At 47.3% G+C, this 17,961-nt stretch carries 11 protein-coding genes, 1 tRNA gene, 2 pseudogenes and 1 other annotated feature; of the genes and pseudogenes, 3 read left to right on the top strand and 11 right to left on the bottom strand.

Annotated elements, in window-relative coordinates:
• Together QUB14_RS06890 and QUB14_RS06895 are read left to right on the top strand one after the other, a co-directional pair.
• Window positions 1-442: pseudogene (locus QUB14_RS06890) on the top strand (CopG family transcriptional regulator); the annotation flags it as partial.
• Window positions 443-626: 184 nt separating this feature from the next.
• Window positions 627-2,255, top strand: a complete 1,629-nt coding sequence (locus QUB14_RS06895; protein ID WP_333214874.1) for an FAD-dependent oxidoreductase — start codon at window positions 627-629, stop codon at window positions 2,253-2,255.
• Between the two features lie 165 nt (window positions 2,256-2,420).
• Here the strand turns inward: QUB14_RS06895 and rplL are convergent, their stop codons facing one another.
• From rplL to rplS, 9 genes and pseudogenes are all read right to left on the bottom strand, one after another.
• The gene (gene rplL / locus QUB14_RS06900) at window positions 2,421-2,813 is read right to left on the bottom strand and encodes a 50S ribosomal protein L7/L12 (RefSeq protein WP_039887983.1); all 393 of its coding nucleotides are present in this window, start codon (window positions 2,811-2,813) and stop codon (window positions 2,421-2,423) included.
• Between the two features lie 290 nt (window positions 2,814-3,103).
• Window positions 3,104-3,637, bottom strand: a pseudogene (gene rplJ, locus QUB14_RS06905) (50S ribosomal protein L10); the annotation flags it as partial.
• 29 nt (window positions 3,638-3,666) lie between these two features.
• Window positions 3,667-3,839: a sequence feature (ribosomal protein L10 leader region), on the bottom strand.
• Between the two features lie 109 nt (window positions 3,840-3,948).
• Complete coding sequence (gene rplA / locus QUB14_RS06910; RefSeq protein WP_333214729.1) at window positions 3,949-4,662, bottom strand: 50S ribosomal protein L1; 714 nt, start codon at window positions 4,660-4,662, stop codon at window positions 3,949-3,951.
• 273 nt (window positions 4,663-4,935) lie between these two features.
• Complete coding sequence (gene rplK, locus QUB14_RS06915; RefSeq protein ID WP_006635588.1) at window positions 4,936-5,361, bottom strand: 50S ribosomal protein L11; 426 nt, start codon at window positions 5,359-5,361, stop codon at window positions 4,936-4,938.
• A gap of 3 nt (window positions 5,362-5,364) precedes the next feature.
• Window positions 5,365-6,003 (bottom strand): transcription termination/antitermination protein NusG, encoded by a 639-nt coding sequence (nusG, locus tag QUB14_RS06920; protein ID WP_190738541.1) that lies wholly within the window; start codon window positions 6,001-6,003, stop codon window positions 5,365-5,367.
• Entirely contained in the window at window positions 6,000-6,233 is a 234-nt protein-coding gene (gene secE, locus QUB14_RS06925; protein WP_006635590.1) for a preprotein translocase subunit SecE, read from the bottom strand. The genes nusG and secE overlap by 4 nt, the downstream gene beginning before the upstream one ends.
• A gap of 151 nt (window positions 6,234-6,384) precedes the next feature.
• The gene (locus QUB14_RS06930; protein WP_333214733.1) at window positions 6,385-6,594 is read right to left on the bottom strand and encodes a hypothetical protein; all 210 of its coding nucleotides are present in this window, start codon (window positions 6,592-6,594) and stop codon (window positions 6,385-6,387) included.
• Window positions 6,565-6,637 (bottom strand) — tRNA-Trp (locus tag QUB14_RS06935). Before QUB14_RS06935 ends, QUB14_RS06930 begins: the two co-directional genes overlap by 30 nt.
• Before the next feature lie 134 nt (window positions 6,638-6,771).
• Window positions 6,772-7,155: a 50S ribosomal protein L19 gene (gene rplS, locus QUB14_RS06940; protein ID WP_172186532.1), complete on the bottom strand. Its 384-nt coding sequence runs from the start codon at window positions 7,153-7,155 to the stop codon at window positions 6,772-6,774.
• A 40-nt stretch (window positions 7,156-7,195) separates the two neighbouring features.
• On the opposite strand from rplS, the gene QUB14_RS06945 reads away from it, so the two are divergent.
• Window positions 7,196-8,596, top strand: a complete 1,401-nt coding sequence (locus QUB14_RS06945; RefSeq protein WP_445251810.1) for an inorganic phosphate transporter — start codon at window positions 7,196-7,198, stop codon at window positions 8,594-8,596.
• 260 nt (window positions 8,597-8,856) lie between these two features.
• On the opposite strand, the gene QUB14_RS06950 is transcribed toward QUB14_RS06945, so the two are convergent.
• Both QUB14_RS06950 and QUB14_RS06955 read right to left on the bottom strand, forming a co-directional pair.
• Window positions 8,857-12,915 (bottom strand): amino acid adenylation domain-containing protein, encoded by a 4,059-nt coding sequence (locus tag QUB14_RS06950; protein ID WP_333214737.1) that lies wholly within the window; start codon window positions 12,913-12,915, stop codon window positions 8,857-8,859.
• Between the two features lie 38 nt (window positions 12,916-12,953).
• Window positions 12,954-17,900 (bottom strand): amino acid adenylation domain-containing protein, encoded by a 4,947-nt coding sequence (locus tag QUB14_RS06955; RefSeq protein ID WP_333214739.1) that lies wholly within the window; start codon window positions 17,898-17,900, stop codon window positions 12,954-12,956.
• Window positions 17,901-17,961 lie beyond the last annotated feature (61 nt).

Consider the following 17,961-nt stretch of genomic DNA (forward strand, 5'->3'; position numbering starts at 1 on the left):
GCAATTGGCCGAAAGAGAACACCGGGAACACGAGTTTCAGCAACAGCTAGGCGAAAAATCCAGTGCTCTGGAATCTTTGCAGCAGCAACTCGCCGAAAAATCCAGTGCTCTGGAATCTTTGCAGCAGCAATTCGCCACCGAAAAGCAAAATCTCGAAAGCCAATTCCAGGAAACCGTGTCGAAGTCGAGTTACGAATCTTTGCAGCACGAGTTAGCAGAAAAGTCAAGTGCGATCGGCGACCTCCAAGTTAAATTGACCAAGTTGCAATATCTGGAAAATGAATTGGGCCAGAGTGCGGCGATACAGCGAAATTACGACGCTTTGCAGCAACAGTCTCAAGAACAGCTAAGAACCATCAAAGCTTTACGGGAACAGCTAGCTCAAATGCAGGCTGTCGCGGGGATTGGCGAAGCTTATCTCAACAAGTGGCGGCGTCCCTGATTCTCCAATCGGCTACGGCAAAAACTCGGGTTGCTTTGGACCATCCGGCTGCACCTTACCCCTGAAATGTCCTGTCAACTCGGCCTCCTTCCTCTTGTAGCGATAGATTTCAACCTGTCGCTACAAGAGCTTTTTATTGCCAAATATGAGCATACTATTAAGAAATATTACAATAAATAAATTTATGACAGGCGATCGCACCCCTTTAGGCAAATCCAATCCAGCAGACACTAAGGGCCGCGTCACGGTAATTGGAGGCGGAATCGGCGGGCTGACAGCAGCAGCCCTGCTAGCCCGCAGAGGATACAAAGTGCTAGTCTTAGACCAGGCGATCGTCCCCGGCGGATGCGCTTCCACCTTCAAGCGCAAAGGCTTTACCTTCGATGTCGGCGCCACGCAGGTTGCAGGATTGGAACCCGGAGGCATTCACCACCGAATTTTCTCAGAATTAGACATAGAACTTCCCGCCGCCACACCCTGCGATCCCGCTTGTGCGGTGTTTTTGCCGGGAGAAACCGCACCGATTAGCGTGTGGCGAGATCCGCAAAAGTGGCAGCAAGAAAGGCAGCGGCAGTTTCCCGGAAGCGAACCTTTTTGGCAATTATTGTCGGCATTGTTCAAAGCTAGCTGGAACTTTCAAGGGCGCGATCCAGTTTTACCGCCCAGAAACTTCTGGGATTTCTGGCAATTAATTCAAGCAGTTCGCCCCGATACTCTAATTACTTTGCCTTTCACTTTTATGACAGTGGGAGATGCTTTGCGGCTTTGTGGGTTGGGCGACAATTTGCGCTTGAGAACTTTTCTGGATTTGCAGTTAAAATTGTATTCTCAAGTTGATACCGAAGAAACGGCGCTACTTTACGCGGCGACGGCTTTAGGAGTTTCGCAAGAGCCACAGGGATTGTATCATCTACAAGGAAGTATGCAGGTGTTGAGCGATCGACTTGTAGAGGCGATCGAACTCTACGGCGGTCAAGTATTATTGCGGCACACAGTTGAAAGTATTGTCACAGCCAACGGCAAAGCCACCGGTACAGTGATTCGCAATCAAAAAACAGGCGAAGTTTGGACAGAAACTGCCGATCGCATTGTTGCCAACGTGACCGCGCAAAATTTAGTAAAATTGTTGTCAAGCGAGCCGATTGTCGGAAATTTAACTGATAATTTAACTGATAATTTATCCGTTAAATCAGAGAGTTCAGAGACAAAAAACCAACTCCCAAATCAAATGGCAGGCTACAAATATCGAGTTGATAAATTGCCGCCCGCATCCGGTGCTTTCGTGATATATTTGGGAGTGCATGAAAGCGCAATTCCGGCCAATTGTCCGCCGCACCTTCAGTTTCTCTACGATTACGACGGCGAGATTGGGGAGAATAATTCATTATTTGTTTCAGTCAGCCATCCGGGAGATGGCCGAGCACCGAAGGGAATGGCGACAATTATCGCTTCGTCATTTACTGATACTCGAATGTGGTGGAATTCGGTTGATTATGAAGGATTGAAGCAAAAATATACTGTCGGGGCGATCGCCCGTTTGAGCGAATATTTCAATTTGACGCCAGAGTCGATCGTACACCAAGAAGCCGCCACACCCCGCACCTTTGCGCGCTACACGGCGAGAGATAGAGGTGTTGTGGGTGGCATTGGCCAGCGAATACCAACCTTCGGGCCCTTCGGATTTGCCAACCGCACACCAATTAAAAATTTGTGGTTAGTAGGTGACTCCACCCATCCCGGAGAAGGCACTGCCGGTGTTTCCTATTCTGCTTTAACAGTAGTGCGACAAATGGAAGCCGCCTCTAAAATCTAAGAGGACACGGCAATGCCGTTTCCCTACCCCAAAAATAATTAATCGCGCGAGAGATGTAACTATCGCGCGATTAATTTTAGGGAACAGTCAACAGTCAACAGTCAACCGTCAACAGTTAACCATCATTCCGGTGTCACCGGAATTGATATCAACTACATTCTCTGACTACTTGATAGAAATCTTTGCGCCCACAGCTTCAAGCTGTTTCTTCATTTCTTCAGCAGCTTCCTTAGCAATAGCTTCCTTAACTGCCTTCGGTGCGGCTTCTACCAAGTCTTTTGCTTCCTTCAGACCCAGACCGGTAATTGCGCGGACTTCCTTCAGAATGGCGATTTTCTTGTCAGCAGGAACTTCTTCGAGCATCACAGTAAACTCGGTTTGCTCTTCTACTGGTTCAGGAGCCGCTCCACCACCCATACCGGGCATCATCATCATGCCGCCTACAGGAGCAGCAGCGCTGACGCCGAAAGCTTCTTCAATTTGCTTGACCAATTCAGATGCTTCGAGCAAAGTCAAAGACTTAAGTTTGTCCAAGATTTCATCAGTTGCAGTAGACATTTTTTGAACTCCTAGTTCGATTGTAGATTGTGGATTGTGGATTGTGGATTACTCATTAATTATGAGTTTCTCGTCTCCAGTCATGAGTTTGTTTCTCAAAACTAACGACTCTTGACTCGTGACTAATTACTAATGACTTACGCAGATGTGCTTTCAGCTTCTGCTTCAGGTTGTGCTGGTGCTTCTGCTTCAGTTTGTGCTGGTGCTTCTGCTTCAGGTTGTGCTGGTGCTTCTGCTTCAGGTTGTGCTGGTGCTTCTGCTTCAGGTTGTGCTGGTGCTTCTGCTTCTACTGCTGCGGAATCGCCGTCTTTTTCAGCATAAGCTTTAAGACCGCGAGCGATCGAAGTAGGAACTTGATTGATACCCACAGCCAACTTGGTTGCGACACCGTTGATAGCGCCAGCAATTTGAGCCATGAGTTGTTCTTTCGACGGCAGATCAGCTAATGCTTTAACATCAGCTTCTTTCAGTACCCGTCCTTCCATCACGCCGCCGCGAAGTTCAGTCTTCTTAGAGACTTTTTGGAATTCTTGGTAAGCTTTAATCGCCCCGCCAATATCTTCTTGCACGAACACAAACGCCGACGTACCCGTCAGCAATTCCTGTAGCGGCTGCCAGGTTTCGTTGCCTTCAACCGCAATTCGCATCAGCGTGTTTTTTGCCACTTGGCAACTGCTGCCTTTGGGACGCAAACGCCGACGCAAATCTGTGATTTCAGCAACAGTTAAGCCCGTGTAGTCAATCACGATCGCCAGTTGAGATTCGCTCAAGGTTTGCTTGAGGTCTGCAATAATCTCATTTTTTACTGCTAAAGTTTTGCCCATACTTATTTCACCTCCTTTTAGGATCGAAAACTGCCCACCAAAAACCCCGACCTTAGAGCCGGGGCAGAGAATTAAAAATTAACAAGTCAGAATTAAAAATAGAAAATTTCTAATCTTTGAGTCTTGAGTTTTTATTTCTTCAGCCTCGGCAGGAAATTAAGCGGTCGGCACCTGCGGTCTTCAGCTTATTGATTTTTGATTAGGCTATCATCAGAAGGCAGAGATTAGCAAGGGTCTGGCGTAAGTCTTGTGAGAGATTTACACAGACAGCCGAAGCTGTCTTTTACCTTCTGCCTTCTGCTTAATTCTTTCTACGCAGCATCAAGTTTGGTATCGCGCAGGACACTGATATCGACTTCGATCGACGGGCCCATTGTTGCGGATACGTACAAACTGCGCCAGTAGCGACCTTTAGCACCAGAAGGACGGTTGCGGTCAACAGTTTCTTGCAAAGCATGAAGGTTGACCAGCAAATCTTCCGCTGAGAAAGCTGCCTTGCCAAACATAACATGAACGATGCCAGTTCGATCGGCACGGAATTCTAGTTTACCACCTTTAAACTCGTTGATCGCCTGAGCAATGTCAGTCGTCACCGTGCCACCTTTCGGAGAAGGCATCAAACCGCGCGGGCCCAACAACCGGCCCAATTTTGCCACCAACGGCATCACGTCTGGGGTAGCAATCAGGCAATCGAAGTCCATCATGCCCTTCTGAATTTCATCGATCAACTCTTCAGAACCAGCAATATCCGCGCCGGCATTCAGAGCTTCTTTAACTTTTTCGCCCTTAGCAATCACCGCAATTCTGACTACTTGACCAGTTCCTTTTGGTAGCGATACAGTTGTCCGCAACTGTTGGTCAGTATATTTCGGGTCAATTCCCAAACGGATGTGAGCTTCAGCAGCTTCGCCAAACTTAGCGGTTGCTGTTTCTTTCAAAAGTTGCAGAGCTTCCAGCGGTAGATAAGGTCTGTCTTCAACTTTCTTTTGAAGTTCTTGCAGTCTTCGCGATACTTTCTTGGCCATTGTTATCTCCTGGGGTCAGTCGATTTTAGATTTTAGATTTTAGATTTTAGATTTTAGATTGAACCTATCGGACAATCTTAAAATCTACCCGTTTTCGGTTACTAGCGAAGCTTTGCTTCTCCCCCTGAACCGAGTCGATTTTGGATTTTGGATTTTGGATTTTAGATTGAAGATTTGAGCTTCAAAATCAGGAATTTTGGATTAGCAATTTGGAACTTGGACTAGGAAAAATCTTCCTTCTTCCTTCTTCCTTCTTCCTTCTTCCTTCTTCCTTCAATCCGCGATCGCCACGCCCATATTTTTAGCCGTTCCTGCCACAATTTTCATAGCAGCCTCAACATCATTAGCATTGAGGTCAGGCATTTTGGTTTCAGCGATTTCTCGCAACTGAGCCTGTGTAATCGTCCCTACTTGCTTGCGATTAGGTTCTCCCGAACCTTTAGCAATGCCAGCCGCTTTTTGAATCAAAACCGACGCCGGCGGAGTTTTGAGAATAAACGTAAAACTGCGGTCTTCAAAAACCGAAATTTCTACCGGAACCACCAGACCCGCTTGGTCTGCGGTTCTAGCATTGTACTCCTTGCAAAACATCATAATATTGACGCCGTGCTGACCCAGAGCTGGGCCGATCGGAGGAGCTGGGTTGGCTTTTCCCGCCGTAATCGCCAACTTAATTACTGCAACAACTTTCTTTGCCATTAGTTAGTTCTGTTTCTGAACCTGATTGAACTCCAATTCTACAGGCGTATCGCGCCCAAAAATCGAGAGTAAAACTTTGAGCTTGTTTCGTTCCGGGCTAACTTCAATCACATCACCTTCAAAATCCTTAAACGGCCCGGAAAGTACCACAACGTGGTCTCCAGTAGACATCGATACTTTGACAACCGGTTCTGATTCCTGAGCGTTTCTGAAGATCCGTTCTACTTCTGAATGACTCAGAGGTAGCGGTTTGACGTGACCCCTGCCGCGCCCGTAGCGGCGTTTCTGCTCTGCCCCGACAAAATTAATTACATTCGGGGTATTCTTGATCACCTGCCACGTATCCTCGTCCATAAACATACGGATGAGTACGTAGCCGGGAAAGATTTTTTCATCTGACTGCCGCCTGGAACCGTCTTTGCCGACTTTGATTGCGGGAGTTTGCGGAATTTCCACTTGAACGATGCGATCAGCAACATCCAAAGTTTGAATCCGCTGCTGCAAGTTTGCCTTCACGCGCTTTTCGCACCCTGAGGCAACTTGAACAGCATACCAGCGAGCATCAATCTCCGGCACATCTGGCGATGCTGGCTGTCCCGTCGCTTCTGTGGAATACTCAGATTCTTCTGATGCAAAAGTCATGGCCCAAACACCTTTCCCGCGCCCCAGTTAAAGAAGTTATCCACCAAATAGATCAGGCTTGCTGAGAGGATTACCATCAAAAGCACGGCCAAAGACTCGCTGATTAACTGCTGCCTGCTGGGCCAAACCACTTTGTCGAGTTCTTCTCTAGTTTCCTTTAAAAAACCCGCAGGATTAAACCCAGGCGCCGTTATTTCTTGAGTTTCTTGAGCTTGGTCTTTTTTCGCCACGATTCCATCCTCCTTGCGATTTTAGATTTTAGATTTTAGATTTTAGATGGTGTGAGTGGCCCGCGGCTCTCAGATTTTGTGACACTAACCACTTACGCCCAAGTCCCAAATCTCAAATCTAAAGCCACGACTTTTTTACAAGCCCAACCTATCAACTGTGTAACTGCCGATCGCCGAAACCGACGATCGAGAAGCGACACCGAGCATTTGTTGATGGCATTTTTTGCGAACCGCCCACAAAAATTAATTCTACCCGAAAGTTTGCGGTTTTGACTGTTGCCAGCCAATAATCCGGGCGCTTTCGGGCAGAATTTAAAGTTTGGTGATTCAGCGCGCCCTGGAGGACTTGAACCCCCGACATCAGGTTTTGGAGACCTGCGTTCTACCAACTGAACTAAGAGCGCACAGGTGAGGTTGCTGAAATTCGCTTAACCCCTAGATTTCTATTTTAACACAGTGCGCTCATAAATGGGAAACTTTTTTTTGAAATTTTTCAATTTCCCATGAACCATGAACCAAGGGAAAGCTGGGTGCATTCCTACAGGGAGCGATCGAACCGCTGTTTGACGCGAGTAGCTTTGCCCACCCGATCGCGCAGGTAGTAAAGTTTTGCTCTGCGGACTTTCCCGCGGCGCATCACTTGGATCGTCGCGATGCGGGGCGAGTGAATCAAAAACACCCGTTCCACTCCGACGCCCTGAAACACGCGGCGGACGGTGATTGTTTCATTAATCCCGCCGTTACGCATGGCAATCACAGTCCCTTCGTAGGGCTGAACCCGTTCTTTGTTACCCTCTTTAATTTTCACGCCGACTCGCACTGTGTCGCCCACGTAAATTTCCGGGAGTTGTTTATTAAGTTCTTGCTTGACTCTATTTATTTCTTCCGTTTCGATAGAACGGATTATTTCTGCGCCTTTCATGGGATTTACCAAAACTCACAATCCCTTATCATATATCGAAATGCCCGTTTTATGTCAAAAAAATTCTATGTTAAATACCTCTGAGGTCGTATTTCTGCAACTGGGGGCAATGGCTGCACTCGCCTTCTACGTCGCCGCCAACTTGGGGGCCAACGATGTCGCTAACTCGATGGGGACATCCGTAGGCTCGAAGGCCCTAACGCTGCGGCAGGCAATAATTGTTGCAGGCATACTGGAGTTTTCCGGCGCAGTGCTGTTCGGGCAAGGGGTTTCCGAAACTCTGGCAACAGGAGTTGTGAATGCACAAGTGTTCGCTGCCCAACCGCAAGTATTTTTAATCGGGATGGTGTCAGTGCTGATAGCTTGCGGGATCTGGCTGCAAATCGCTACCAGTCGAGGTTTGCCAGTTTCTTCATCCCATGCAGTGGTGGGCGCGATCGCGGGTTTTAGCTGTGTTGCAGCCGGAATTAATGCAGTTGATTGGCGAACCATCGGCACTATCTCCCTAACTTGGGTGGCGACACCTGTTGCTAGCGGTGCTTTAGCCGCGCTATTTTACACTGTGGTGAAGTATTCGATTCTCGATCGGCCAGATCCTCTATCTCAAATGCGCGAGTGGATACCTTGGCTGAGTGCAGCAATGCTGAGCGTATTTGGGATAATTGTACTGCCGTCTGTTGTGGATGTTGCTTTGGTGCAGACAGGGGCGATCGCCGCCGCGCACGATCGATTTGGCTGGAATCTGCCAATTCACGATATTGTCATTGGCATTGGGAGTATTGGGGCGATCGCCCTGACACTCAATAGCTGGAAGAAATTAGAATCAGTTGAGAAGGAAGAAGAAAGAAGGAAGAAGGAAGAAGGAAGAGGAGATAAGGGATTCGGCCCGAGTACAAACTCCTCCCCCACTCCGAAACTCCCCCACTCTCCCATCGAGCAACAAATGGCGAGATTTCAAGTCTTGAGCGCCTGTTTTGTAGCATTTTCCCACGGTTCCAACGACGTAGGAAATGCAGTTGCTCCCCTAGCTGCGATCGCCTACATCCGGCGCACAGGTTCCTTTCCCTCAGAAGATTTCAGCGTTCCCCTGTGGATTTTAGTCGTCGGAGGCGCAGGAATAGTCATCGGTTTAGCCATCTGGGGCAAAAATGTAATTGCCACAGTCGGCGAAAAAATCATCGAACTGCAACCAAGCGGCGGATTTTGCGCGGAATTAGCCACAGCCACCACAGTCTTGCTAGCATCCCGCTTCGGTTTGCCAGTTTCCACATCCCACGCTTTAGTCGGTGCAGTTGTCGGAGTCGGGCTGATCAAAGCTTGGAAAACAGTACGCTTGCAAACTTTGCTGTCAATTGGTTCGGCTTGGCTGGTGACAATTCCGATCGCAGCAGGTTTGGCTGCTATCATCTTCAGCATCGCGCAATCCATTGGGCAATTTTAGATTTTAGATTGAGGCATTTCAGAACAGTCATCAGTCAACAATCACGGATGGATGCTGCAACCGGAATTGATTGAATTAATCTGCGTTAATCTGTGTTTATCTGCCCTCATCTGCGGTTAAAAAAAGAGAATTTGTTAACCGCAGATGACAATGGATTGACGCTGATTCACGCAGATGAAGATCAGATTCAGGACTAATAGCGCTTTCGCACATCAAACCCGGTTGCGACACACAAGCACGCGGGTTCCTCAATCACTTAATTACTTCTCCAAGCAATGCTTTAGCTGTTGAGCCAGCACCTCGACGCAGGGCTTTCTCAGCATAGTAAGATGATTCCCAGGAACTCTAATCACCTCTACTTTTTCCGTGGTTAATTCGCTCCAGCCAAGAGTCGGATCTTGATGATTCATGCTTAGCTGTTCCCTCGATCTAAACAGAGTAATTCGCTGCGGATAAATTTTCGGTACATAGCTGATAGTTGCTTGACTGTTAGCCTGAAATACAGTAAACATCGAAGGAATTGCCAGCTCGCGCCAGTTGGGTTTTTTTGACTCCTGAGATAGGATGCTAACCATAACAGCCTGTTTCCAATTCCAGCGATGCAAAAAATTAGCGGCCAAATTAAGCATCTTATTTAATTTCGGAAACCTGCCAGCAATACCGCCACTTTGAACATTTTCCGCAGCAGCCACCAAGCGAAAATAATCTACTACAAAAGGCCAGATAGAGCGCGAAACAGTAGTCAGAAGAAACTTGCAACCATCCCACAAAGAAGGTTTGTTAGCAGAAACCGGCGCTAAATTATCCAGCACAGCAAGTAAAGCCACTTCATCCCCCGCGGCGAGCAACTGTTGAGCCATCTCAAAAGCAACCAAACCTCCAAAAGACCAGCCTCCTAAAAAATAAGGCCCTTTTGGTTGAACTGTACGCAAGGCTGCGATGTAGTCAGCCGCCATGTCTTCAATCCTAGTTAGCGGAGAACTTTCGCCGTCAATCCCTTTAGGTTGCAGCCCGTAAAACGGTTGATTTTCTCCTAGCTGAAACGCTAACTCGACATAAGGAAATACCACGCCAAAGATGGGATGGACGCAGAAGAACGGGGGATTTTTACCGCGAGGCTTAATTGCAACTAAAGGCGACCATTCCAGAGAATTTGTTTCTGAAGATAGCGAATCGGCTAAACCTTCAATTGTGGGGTTTAAAAAAAGAGCAGACAGCGGCAATTCGCGCTCAAATTGCTGGTTAATCTCATTGATGAGGCGGATTGCCAGCAGGGAATCTCCACCCAAATCGAAGAAGTTGTCGCGAATGCCAACGCACTCTGCGTTGAGGATTTCTGCCCAAATTTTGGCGAGGGTTGACTCGGTTGGTGTGCGAGGTGCAATGCAGCTTTTATCTATTGAATTGCTAGTTAGATTTCCCGGTGCAGGTAGGCGCAGGCGGTCGATTTTACCATTGGGAGTTAGGGGCAGAAAATCCATCGCCACAAAAGCACTGGGAATCATGTAATTGGGCAGTTGTTGTTTGAGGAAATTGCGTATTTCCCCGGGATTAAGCGGCTGATTGTGATTGGGGACGACATAAGCAACTAGCCGTTTGTTGCCCGACAAATCATCTACAGCAACCGCCGCTGTTTCTTTGACTGCTGGATGCTGAAGCAGCAGCGCTTCAATTTCTCCCAATTCTATTCGATAACCGCGAATTTTTACTTGTTCGTCAGTGCGGCCTAAAAACTCAATATTGCCGTTTGGAAAATAGCGAGCTAAGTCACCAGTTTTATAAATTCGTTCTCCTGCTTTCTGGCTAAACGGATTAGCAATAAATCGCTGGGCGGTTAATTCGGGGCGGTTCAGGTAGCCTCGCGCCAATCCGCTGCCGCCGATGTACAATTCACCGGGAATTCCAACCGGTACAGGCTGTAAATTTTCATCTAAAATATAGAGTTGAGTGTTGGCAATTGGGCGGCCGATGGGCGGTTTTTTGCAATCGCCAATTTCGGCCAAACTTGACCAGACTGTCGCTTCTGTAGGGCCGTAAGCGTTAAAAAATCTGCGCCCAGAAGCCCAGCGTTTAACAACATCGGGGGAACAGGATTCGCCCGCACAGATGATTGTTTGCAGTGCGGGAAGTTTGGCGTTTGGAAGGACAGCTAGCAGCGAGGGCGGGAAGGTAGCGTGAGTAATAGCATGGTCCTGCAAAAATTGGATTAATGTTTGTCCGGGCAACAAAGATTCTTTCTTGGCTGAGTAAAGTGTTGCTCCGGTTCCCAAGGCCATGACAATCTCAAAGATTGAGGCATCAAAACTCAGGGATGCGAATTGCAAAATGCGGTGATTTGAGTTTAAGTTAAAAGCTTCTTTTTGAGCTAGGGCTAAGTTGTATAGTCCCCGATGTTCGATTAAAACGCCTTTGGGTTTTCCGGTTGAACCCGATGTGTAGATGACGTAGGCAAGGTTTTCCGGTAGGATATTTGTAGTTGGATTTTCGGGGCTTTGTTGAGCAATAATTTTTCTGTCAGAGTCCAAACACACTACTGAAAAAACTCCGTAATTTTCCGGCTGCGTCAAGTTTTTTGCTAAGTGCTGCTGAGTTACCAAAATCGACACCTGAGCATCTTCTAACATGAAGTTAAGCCGCTCTTGAGGATAAGTTGGATCTAAAGGCAGGTAGGCTGCGCCTGCTTTGATAATGCCTAGCAATCCGACGATCCCATCTAAGGAACGTTCTACACAAAGGCCCACTAAAACTTCTGGTGCTGCTCCCAATTCCTGCAAGTAATGTGCAAGTTGGTTGGCTCGGCTGTTGAGTTGGCGGTAGGTTAACTGCTGGTTTTCAAAGACGGCGGCTACAGCATCGGGCGTTAGCGGAGCCCTCGAAGAGGATCGCGCGACTCGCTCTTCAAATAGCTGATGGAAACACTGGTTTTGCGGATAATCTCTCTGAGTGTCATTCCAATCGATTAATAATTGCTGGTATTCTGGCGCTGTCAGCAAAGCCAAGTCGCTGAGGTGCTGTTTGGGATTGGCAACAATGGCTTCGAGCAGCGTTTGGAAATGTCCCGCCATGCGCGCAATTGTGGCGCTATCAAATAAGTCTGTGCTGTAGACAAATTGCCCTTGAATACTTCCTGCATTTTCCCACAAGTGGCACTCTAAATCGAGCTTGGCGGTTCCCGCGTCAAAGTCGATCGCCTCTCCAGCGATTCCCGGCAATTCTAGCGCTGCTACAGGAGTGTTTTGCAGGCTGAAACTAACTTGAAATAGGGGGTTGCGGCTCAACTCGCGATCGGGGTGCAATTCCTCAACCAACTTCTCGAAGGGCAAATCTTGGTGAGCGTAGGCTGCCATTGCGACGTTTTTTACCCGATGCAATAGTTCCCGAAAAGCTGGATTTCCTGATAAATCTGCACGCAGCACCAAACTGTTGACAAAAAACCCGATTAATGCTTCTATTTCGCTCAGGTTGCGATTGGCGATCGGCGTTCCTACTGCAATATCTACTTGTCCTGTATAGCGGTACAGCAAAGTTTGAAAAGCGGCTAGTAGAGTGATAAATAAAGTCGCGCTTTCTTGCTGGCTAAATGACTTTAGCGCCTCGCTCAAAGCAGGTGATAGTGTTATAAAGTGTTTGGCGCCGCGGTAGGATGGAACGGCTGGTCTTTGCCTGTCAGTTGGTAGATTGAGTGCGGTAATTCCGTTTAACTGCTGCCGCCAATAAGCTAACTGCGTTTCTAATACTTCGCCCTGCAACCATTGGTGCTGCCACTCTGCAAAGTCGGCGTACTGCACGGGCAGTGCTGGTAAGTGCGATCGCTCATTTTTTACAAATGCTGTGTAGAGCGTTCCCAGCTCTCGAATTAGCACTCCAATCGACCAACCATCAGCCACAATATGATGTAAATTCAGCAACAATATATGTTCTGTTTCACTGAGCTGTAGGAGCGTTACTTTGAATAACGGCCCGGCGGCTAAATCGAAAGGGCATTGCGCTGCATCGGTTGCGAGTTGCAGCGCTGCGGTTTCCTGCTGATTTGGCGAGAGATTTTGTAAGTCGATTGTGGGGAGGGATACGGTTAAAATGGGAGCAATAATTTGTACGAGTTCCCCTTCCAAAAGCGTAAAAGTGGTGCGTAAAGTTTCGTGCCGCTGCACAATTTCGTTGAAGGTTTGCTCTAAGGATCTGAAGTTGAGGGAACCTGTTAAGCGGAGCGCTGTTGAGACATTGTAGAAAGGATTGCCCGGTGCTAATTGATTGAGGAACCAAAGCCGCTGCTGGGCAAAGGATGCCGGGAAGACGAAAACTTCTGTTTCTTGCTGCATATTTATCGAAAGTGTACCCTGTTCAACAGCGCTCCTTTTTATTTACTTTCTTGATTAAAAGATGATAGCTTCATCCGCCGACTGTCCCGAGAAATCGCCACTAAAGCAGGAGCTTTAATATTAGCATCGCTCTCTTTTAAGTTCTCCACAATCTTAGATAATTCTGCAATTGTCGGTGCTTCAAAAACCCGGCGCAAAGGCAACTCTACCCCGAAAGCATCTCGCACTCTAGAAACAAGCTGAGTCGCCAGCAGCGAATGGCCTCCCAACTCAAAGAAATTGTCCCGGATACCCACTCGCTTTATCCCCAAAACCTCAGCCCAAATTTTCACTAAAACTTCCTCAATAGAAGTCTGAGGCGCAATATAACCGCCAGCCCATTCTAACTTAATCGGTTCCGGTGCAGGCAAAGCGAGCCGATCGACCTTTCCGTTAGCCGTCACCGGTAGCGATTCCAGCACCACAAAAGCCGACGGAACCATATATTCCGGCAGTTTTTCTGCTAGATAAGCCTGCAACTGTGGCACTAATTTCCGTGCTGCTTTAGCTTGTAAGGGATTGTTAGCATAAGAGCGCCAAGGACGCAAGTTATCGCTTCGGGTTTCTCGCACAAAATCTCTGGTTTCGCCCCGTGCAAACACTACATCGTAGCGCCCTTGACCGTCGGAATTAGACCAACTAATATTAACATTATACGGAACTTCCAAAGCATACCACGCTTCGGGATCGACTCCTAAATCCTCGACTTTTTCCACGGCTTTCTGCAACTGACCTGCTGTTGGAAATTTATCGACAACAGACAGCAATTCTGCCGCCTTAACTGCTGCCGTTACCCGCGCATTAGGCACATTAGCAATTCTTAAAACATCGAGTTGATTTTCCAATAATATTTGTTGCACCTTGGTAACACTCAGATTCTGATTTTCATCCAACCAATCCAGCAGTTTTTCGGCGCCGCACTCCCCTTTGGCCGATGATTTGGGGCGTGCTGTTTCACACGCAATATGCAAAATAACATTGTACCGAAAATCAGTTAACTCATTGTGATAACTACCGCGCATTAATTGAATCTCCACGCCGCCAATCTGCGGAAAGCGGTGCTTTAATGCGCTAAAAAAATCTGGATCGATAACTAACTCTGTTTCTTGAAAAATTTGCATTTGTACTCGCTGCTGCAACTGTTCGCCCGCGAGAGAAGGTTCGGCTTGATACAGTTGTACCGAAGCATGAAAAGCTGCCAGCAACGGCAAGCTGCGGACATCTCCGATGAATATAAAGCCGCCGGGAGCAGTTGCTTTCACCGCACCTTCTAGCACCTGCACGAGATAGTCGATAGTCGGGAAATATTGCACGACTGAGTTGAGAATTACTGCGTCAAAAGCTGCTGTCTCTACTCCTTCAAAGTCTGTCGCCATTTTCTGAAGCAGCGTTACATTAGCTAACTGTTGATTTGCCAAGTGCTGCCGAATATAGTTGAGCGAAATAGGTGAAAAGTCTGTGCCGCAATATTGAGTGCAGCGAGAGGCAATTTGGAACAGCAACAAACCTGTGCCGCAGCCAATTTCTAACACTCGGCTAGGCTGCAAAGCTAAAATTTGGGCTGCTTGATTGTTCGCCCAGTCGCGCATCTGTTCTGCTGGGATTGGCTGATTAGTATAGCTGCTATTCCAGCCGACAATATTAAATGTTGGATCTGACTCAACAACAGGCTGATTGTAAGTTTCATTGTAGAGCATTTGCCACTGCAAAACCTGTTCGTCCTGCAATTGCATTATTTGGCTTTTTTCGCGGGCAACGCTATATTCAGGATTCAGGGCAATATAAGCTACTAAACGTTTATCTCTCTGTCCATCTTCCGAAGTTGTTACTACAGTTTGCTGCACGGCCGGATGTTGAGTTAATAGTGTCTCGATTTCTCCTAATTCGATGCGGAAACCGCGAATTTTTACTTGTTCGTCAATGCGTCCTAAAAATTCAAGGTTGCGATCGCCTCCGTAGCGTACTAAGTCGCCGGTTTTGTAAATTCGCTCTTCTGAATTTGGTTTAAAAGGATTGACAATAAAGCGTTCTGCGGTTAAATCTGGGCGGTTGAGGTAGCCGCGAGCGAGTCCGTTTCCGCCGATGTACAATTCGCCAACAACCCCCATTGGTACGGGCTGCAAATATTTGTCTAATATGTAGATTTGAGTGTTAGCAATGGGGCGGCCAATTGTCGGGGCGATGTCTGTTTGCTCTGTTACAGGAATATAACCGGAAGTTGTGACGACGGTGTTTTCGGTTGGGCCGTAATTATTTACTAGCTTAAATGGATGGGATTTTAAAGGATGTTGTTGCAGTTTTTCGCCGCCTGCGAGCAATATTCGCAAAGCTGTATTTTGAGGCCAATCTAATAGCAAAACTTTCTCGGCTAAAGGTGTTGGCAAAAAGCTAATGGTGATGGCTTTTGATACTAACCAGTTTTGCAGTTTTTCAGGATCTCGCCTGATGTCATCTTCTGGAAAGTAGATGCTAGCTCCTGCGACGAGATAAGGCCAAATTTCCCACCCGCAAGCATCAAAGCCGATCGCTGCTATTTGCGTTGCCCGATCGCCCGCTGACACCCCAAACTCTCTTTGATGCCAAAAAACGAGATTTAACAAGCTCCCGTGCTCAATTTCCACTCCTTTCGGCTTTCCCGTGGAACCGGAGGTGTAAATCGCGTAAACCAGATTTGGGGCTGTGGCTGCGCTGGTTGGATTGTCGGCGATTTCTTGGGAAATCATCTCCCAGTCTGTGTCTAGAAAAACAACCCTTGGATGGTGAATTTTATCATCTGACTGTGTTTCTAAATTTTGCACTTCGCCATCATCCACCAGGGAATAAATTCCCTGGCTCATAGCTGAAGTCGGCTGAAGCCGACTGGAAACTTGTCCTCCTTCAGTCGTCTTTAGACGACTTTCGCTATTAGACAGGGAATTTATTCCCTGGCGGGTAAGCAATACTGACACTTGAGCATCTTTTAGCATAAAGCTCGATCGCTCAGCAGGATAGCTCGGATCTAAAATTAAGTAAGCTCCTCCCGCTTTCAGGATACCCAACATCCCCACGATCAGATCGAGCGATCGCCCGCAGCAAAGCCCGACTAAAACTTCCGCGCCAACCCCCATTTTTTGCAGATAACGTGCTAGTTGGTTGCTGCGGAGATTTAGCTCTCGATAGGTGACTCGCTCCTCTCCAAATACCAGCGCCACCGCATCCGGTGTCCGATCTGCCTGCATTTCAAATAGCTGATGGATGCACAAATCTTGCGGATAATCGGCCTGAGTGTTGTTGCATTCAACTAACAAATGATAACGCTCTTTGTCGCTCAAATATTGCAAGTTGGCAATTCGCTGTTCGGGATTTGTCACAATCCTTTCTAACAGAGTTTGAAAATGCCCTAACATTCGGGAAATCGTAGCTTCATCAAATAAATCGGCGCTGTAAATAACCATGCCGCTGATACCCTCCGAGCTATCAACCCACAGCTTATTGCTGGGCGATTGGTTGCTTCCCGAGCTGTTGGGCGATCGCTCCCACAAATGAAACTCCAAATCAAACCGCGCTGTACCCACATCTAACTGCTGCGGGCTGAGTGTTAATTCTGGCAATTCTAACTGATTCCCGGGCGCGTTTTGCAGCGCAAACGCCACCTGAAATAGGGGATTTTGGTTCAAAGCGCGATCGGGGTGCAGTTCTTCTACTAATTTCTCAAACGGCAAATCTTGGTGAGCGTAAGCTCCTAATGCTACCTCTTTGACTCGGTTTAAAAGTTCCTGAAAAGTTGGATTTCCCGACAAATCTGTACGCAACACCAAACTGTTGACAAAAAAACCGATTAATGCTTCTATTTCACTGCGGTTGCGATTGGCGATCGGCGAACCTACTACAATATCTTCTTGCTGCGCGTAATGGTAAAGCAACGTTTTAAAAGCTGCCAGCATTGTCATAAACAGCGTCACTCCTTCGCGCTGGCTCAACGTTTCTAAAGCCTCGCTCAGTTGTTTTGACAGTTGTAAAAATTGCCTTTTGCCTCGGTAACTTTGAATTGCTGGCCTGGGTCGATCCGCAGGCAAATTTAGCATAGAAATGCCGTTTAGCTGCTGTCTCCAGTAAGCAAGCTGCGTTTCTAAAACTTCCCCTTGCAGCCATTCCCGCTGCCATTTTGCAAAATCAGCATACTGGATCGACAAAGCCGGTAAAGGCGAAGGTTTTTCGCTAGCAAATGCCGTGTAAAGTGCGCCTAATTCCTGAATTAGCACTCCGATAGACCAACCATCGGAGACAATGTGGTGCATATTCAGCATTAGTAAATATTCGGCATCATCTAACTGCAATAATGTGACTCGCAGCAACAAGTCATTGGACAAATTGAAAGAGCGTTGCGCTTCCTCAGCGGTGAGCCGGTTTTCTTCAGTTTGTCGAGATTCCTTTGGCAAATTTCGCAAGTCCACTACATTAATCGGGAGGTGGAAAGCAGCAGCTATTCTCTGAACAGGTTGCCCCGAAACTAATGCTAAAGTCGTGCGTAAAGCTTCGTGGCGGCGCACAATCTCATTGAAGGTTTCTTGCAGCGCCGCAAAATTGAGCGAACCTGTCAAACGCAAGGCTGCAGGAACATTATAGAAGGGATTGTTCGGTACTAATTGGTCGAGAAACCACAAGCGCTGCTGTGCAAAGGAGAGCGGTAGATTTCCGTCCCGCCCCATAGGAACAATCGGTGCATGAGTGAAACTAGAAGTACGATTAGCTGCTTTTAAAAAGGAAATAATTTCTGCTTTTTTATGAGAAATTTTTGCCCGTATTTCCGGTGTAATAATTCCTTCTGGAGCGTTGCAGCGCAGGATCTCGCCCTCAACAAAAATATTAATATCTAGACTGCGAAGATAAGATAAAAACTCAACTAACTCCACCGTGACAGAATCTCTGGCATTTGGCGATGAACTCGATATTTTTGGATCGGGCATTTTGAGTCATCCTGTCACTACTTGGGCAAATATAAAAGAAATTCTACCAGCGCACAAATTA

The sequence above is a fragment of the Microcoleus sp. B3-D2 genome, from assembly GCF_036705345.1.
Lineage (GTDB): Bacteria > Cyanobacteriota > Cyanobacteriia > Cyanobacteriales > Microcoleaceae > Microcoleus.

Coding starts and splice junctions, on each gene's coding strand:
- QUB14_RS06955 (WP_333214739.1), bottom strand. CDS start 17,900: ATGCCCGATCCAAAAATATCGAGTTCATCGCCAAATGCCAGAGATTCT.
- rplS (WP_172186532.1), bottom strand. CDS start 7,155: ATGAAAGGCGCAGAAATAATCCGTTCTATCGAAACGGAAGAAATAAAT.
- QUB14_RS06895 (WP_333214874.1), top strand. CDS start 627: ATGACAGGCGATCGCACCCCTTTAGGCAAATCCAATCCAGCAGACACT.
- rplL (WP_039887983.1), bottom strand. CDS start 2,813: ATGTCTACTGCAACTGATGAAATCTTGGACAAACTTAAGTCTTTGACT.
- QUB14_RS06945 (WP_445251810.1), top strand. CDS start 7,196: ATGCCCGTTTTATGTCAAAAAAATTCTATGTTAAATACCTCTGAGGTC.
- QUB14_RS06950 (WP_333214737.1), bottom strand. CDS start 12,915: ATGCAGCAAGAAACAGAAGTTTTCGTCTTCCCGGCATCCTTTGCCCAG.
- nusG (WP_190738541.1), bottom strand. CDS start 6,003: ATGACTTTTGCATCAGAAGAATCTGAGTATTCCACAGAAGCGACGGGA.
- rplK (WP_006635588.1), bottom strand. CDS start 5,361: ATGGCAAAGAAAGTTGTTGCAGTAATTAAGTTGGCGATTACGGCGGGA.
- QUB14_RS06930 (WP_333214733.1), bottom strand. CDS start 6,594: ATGTCGGGGGTTCAAGTCCTCCAGGGCGCGCTGAATCACCAAACTTTA.
- rplA (WP_333214729.1), bottom strand. CDS start 4,662: ATGGCCAAGAAAGTATCGCGAAGACTGCAAGAACTTCAAAAGAAAGTT.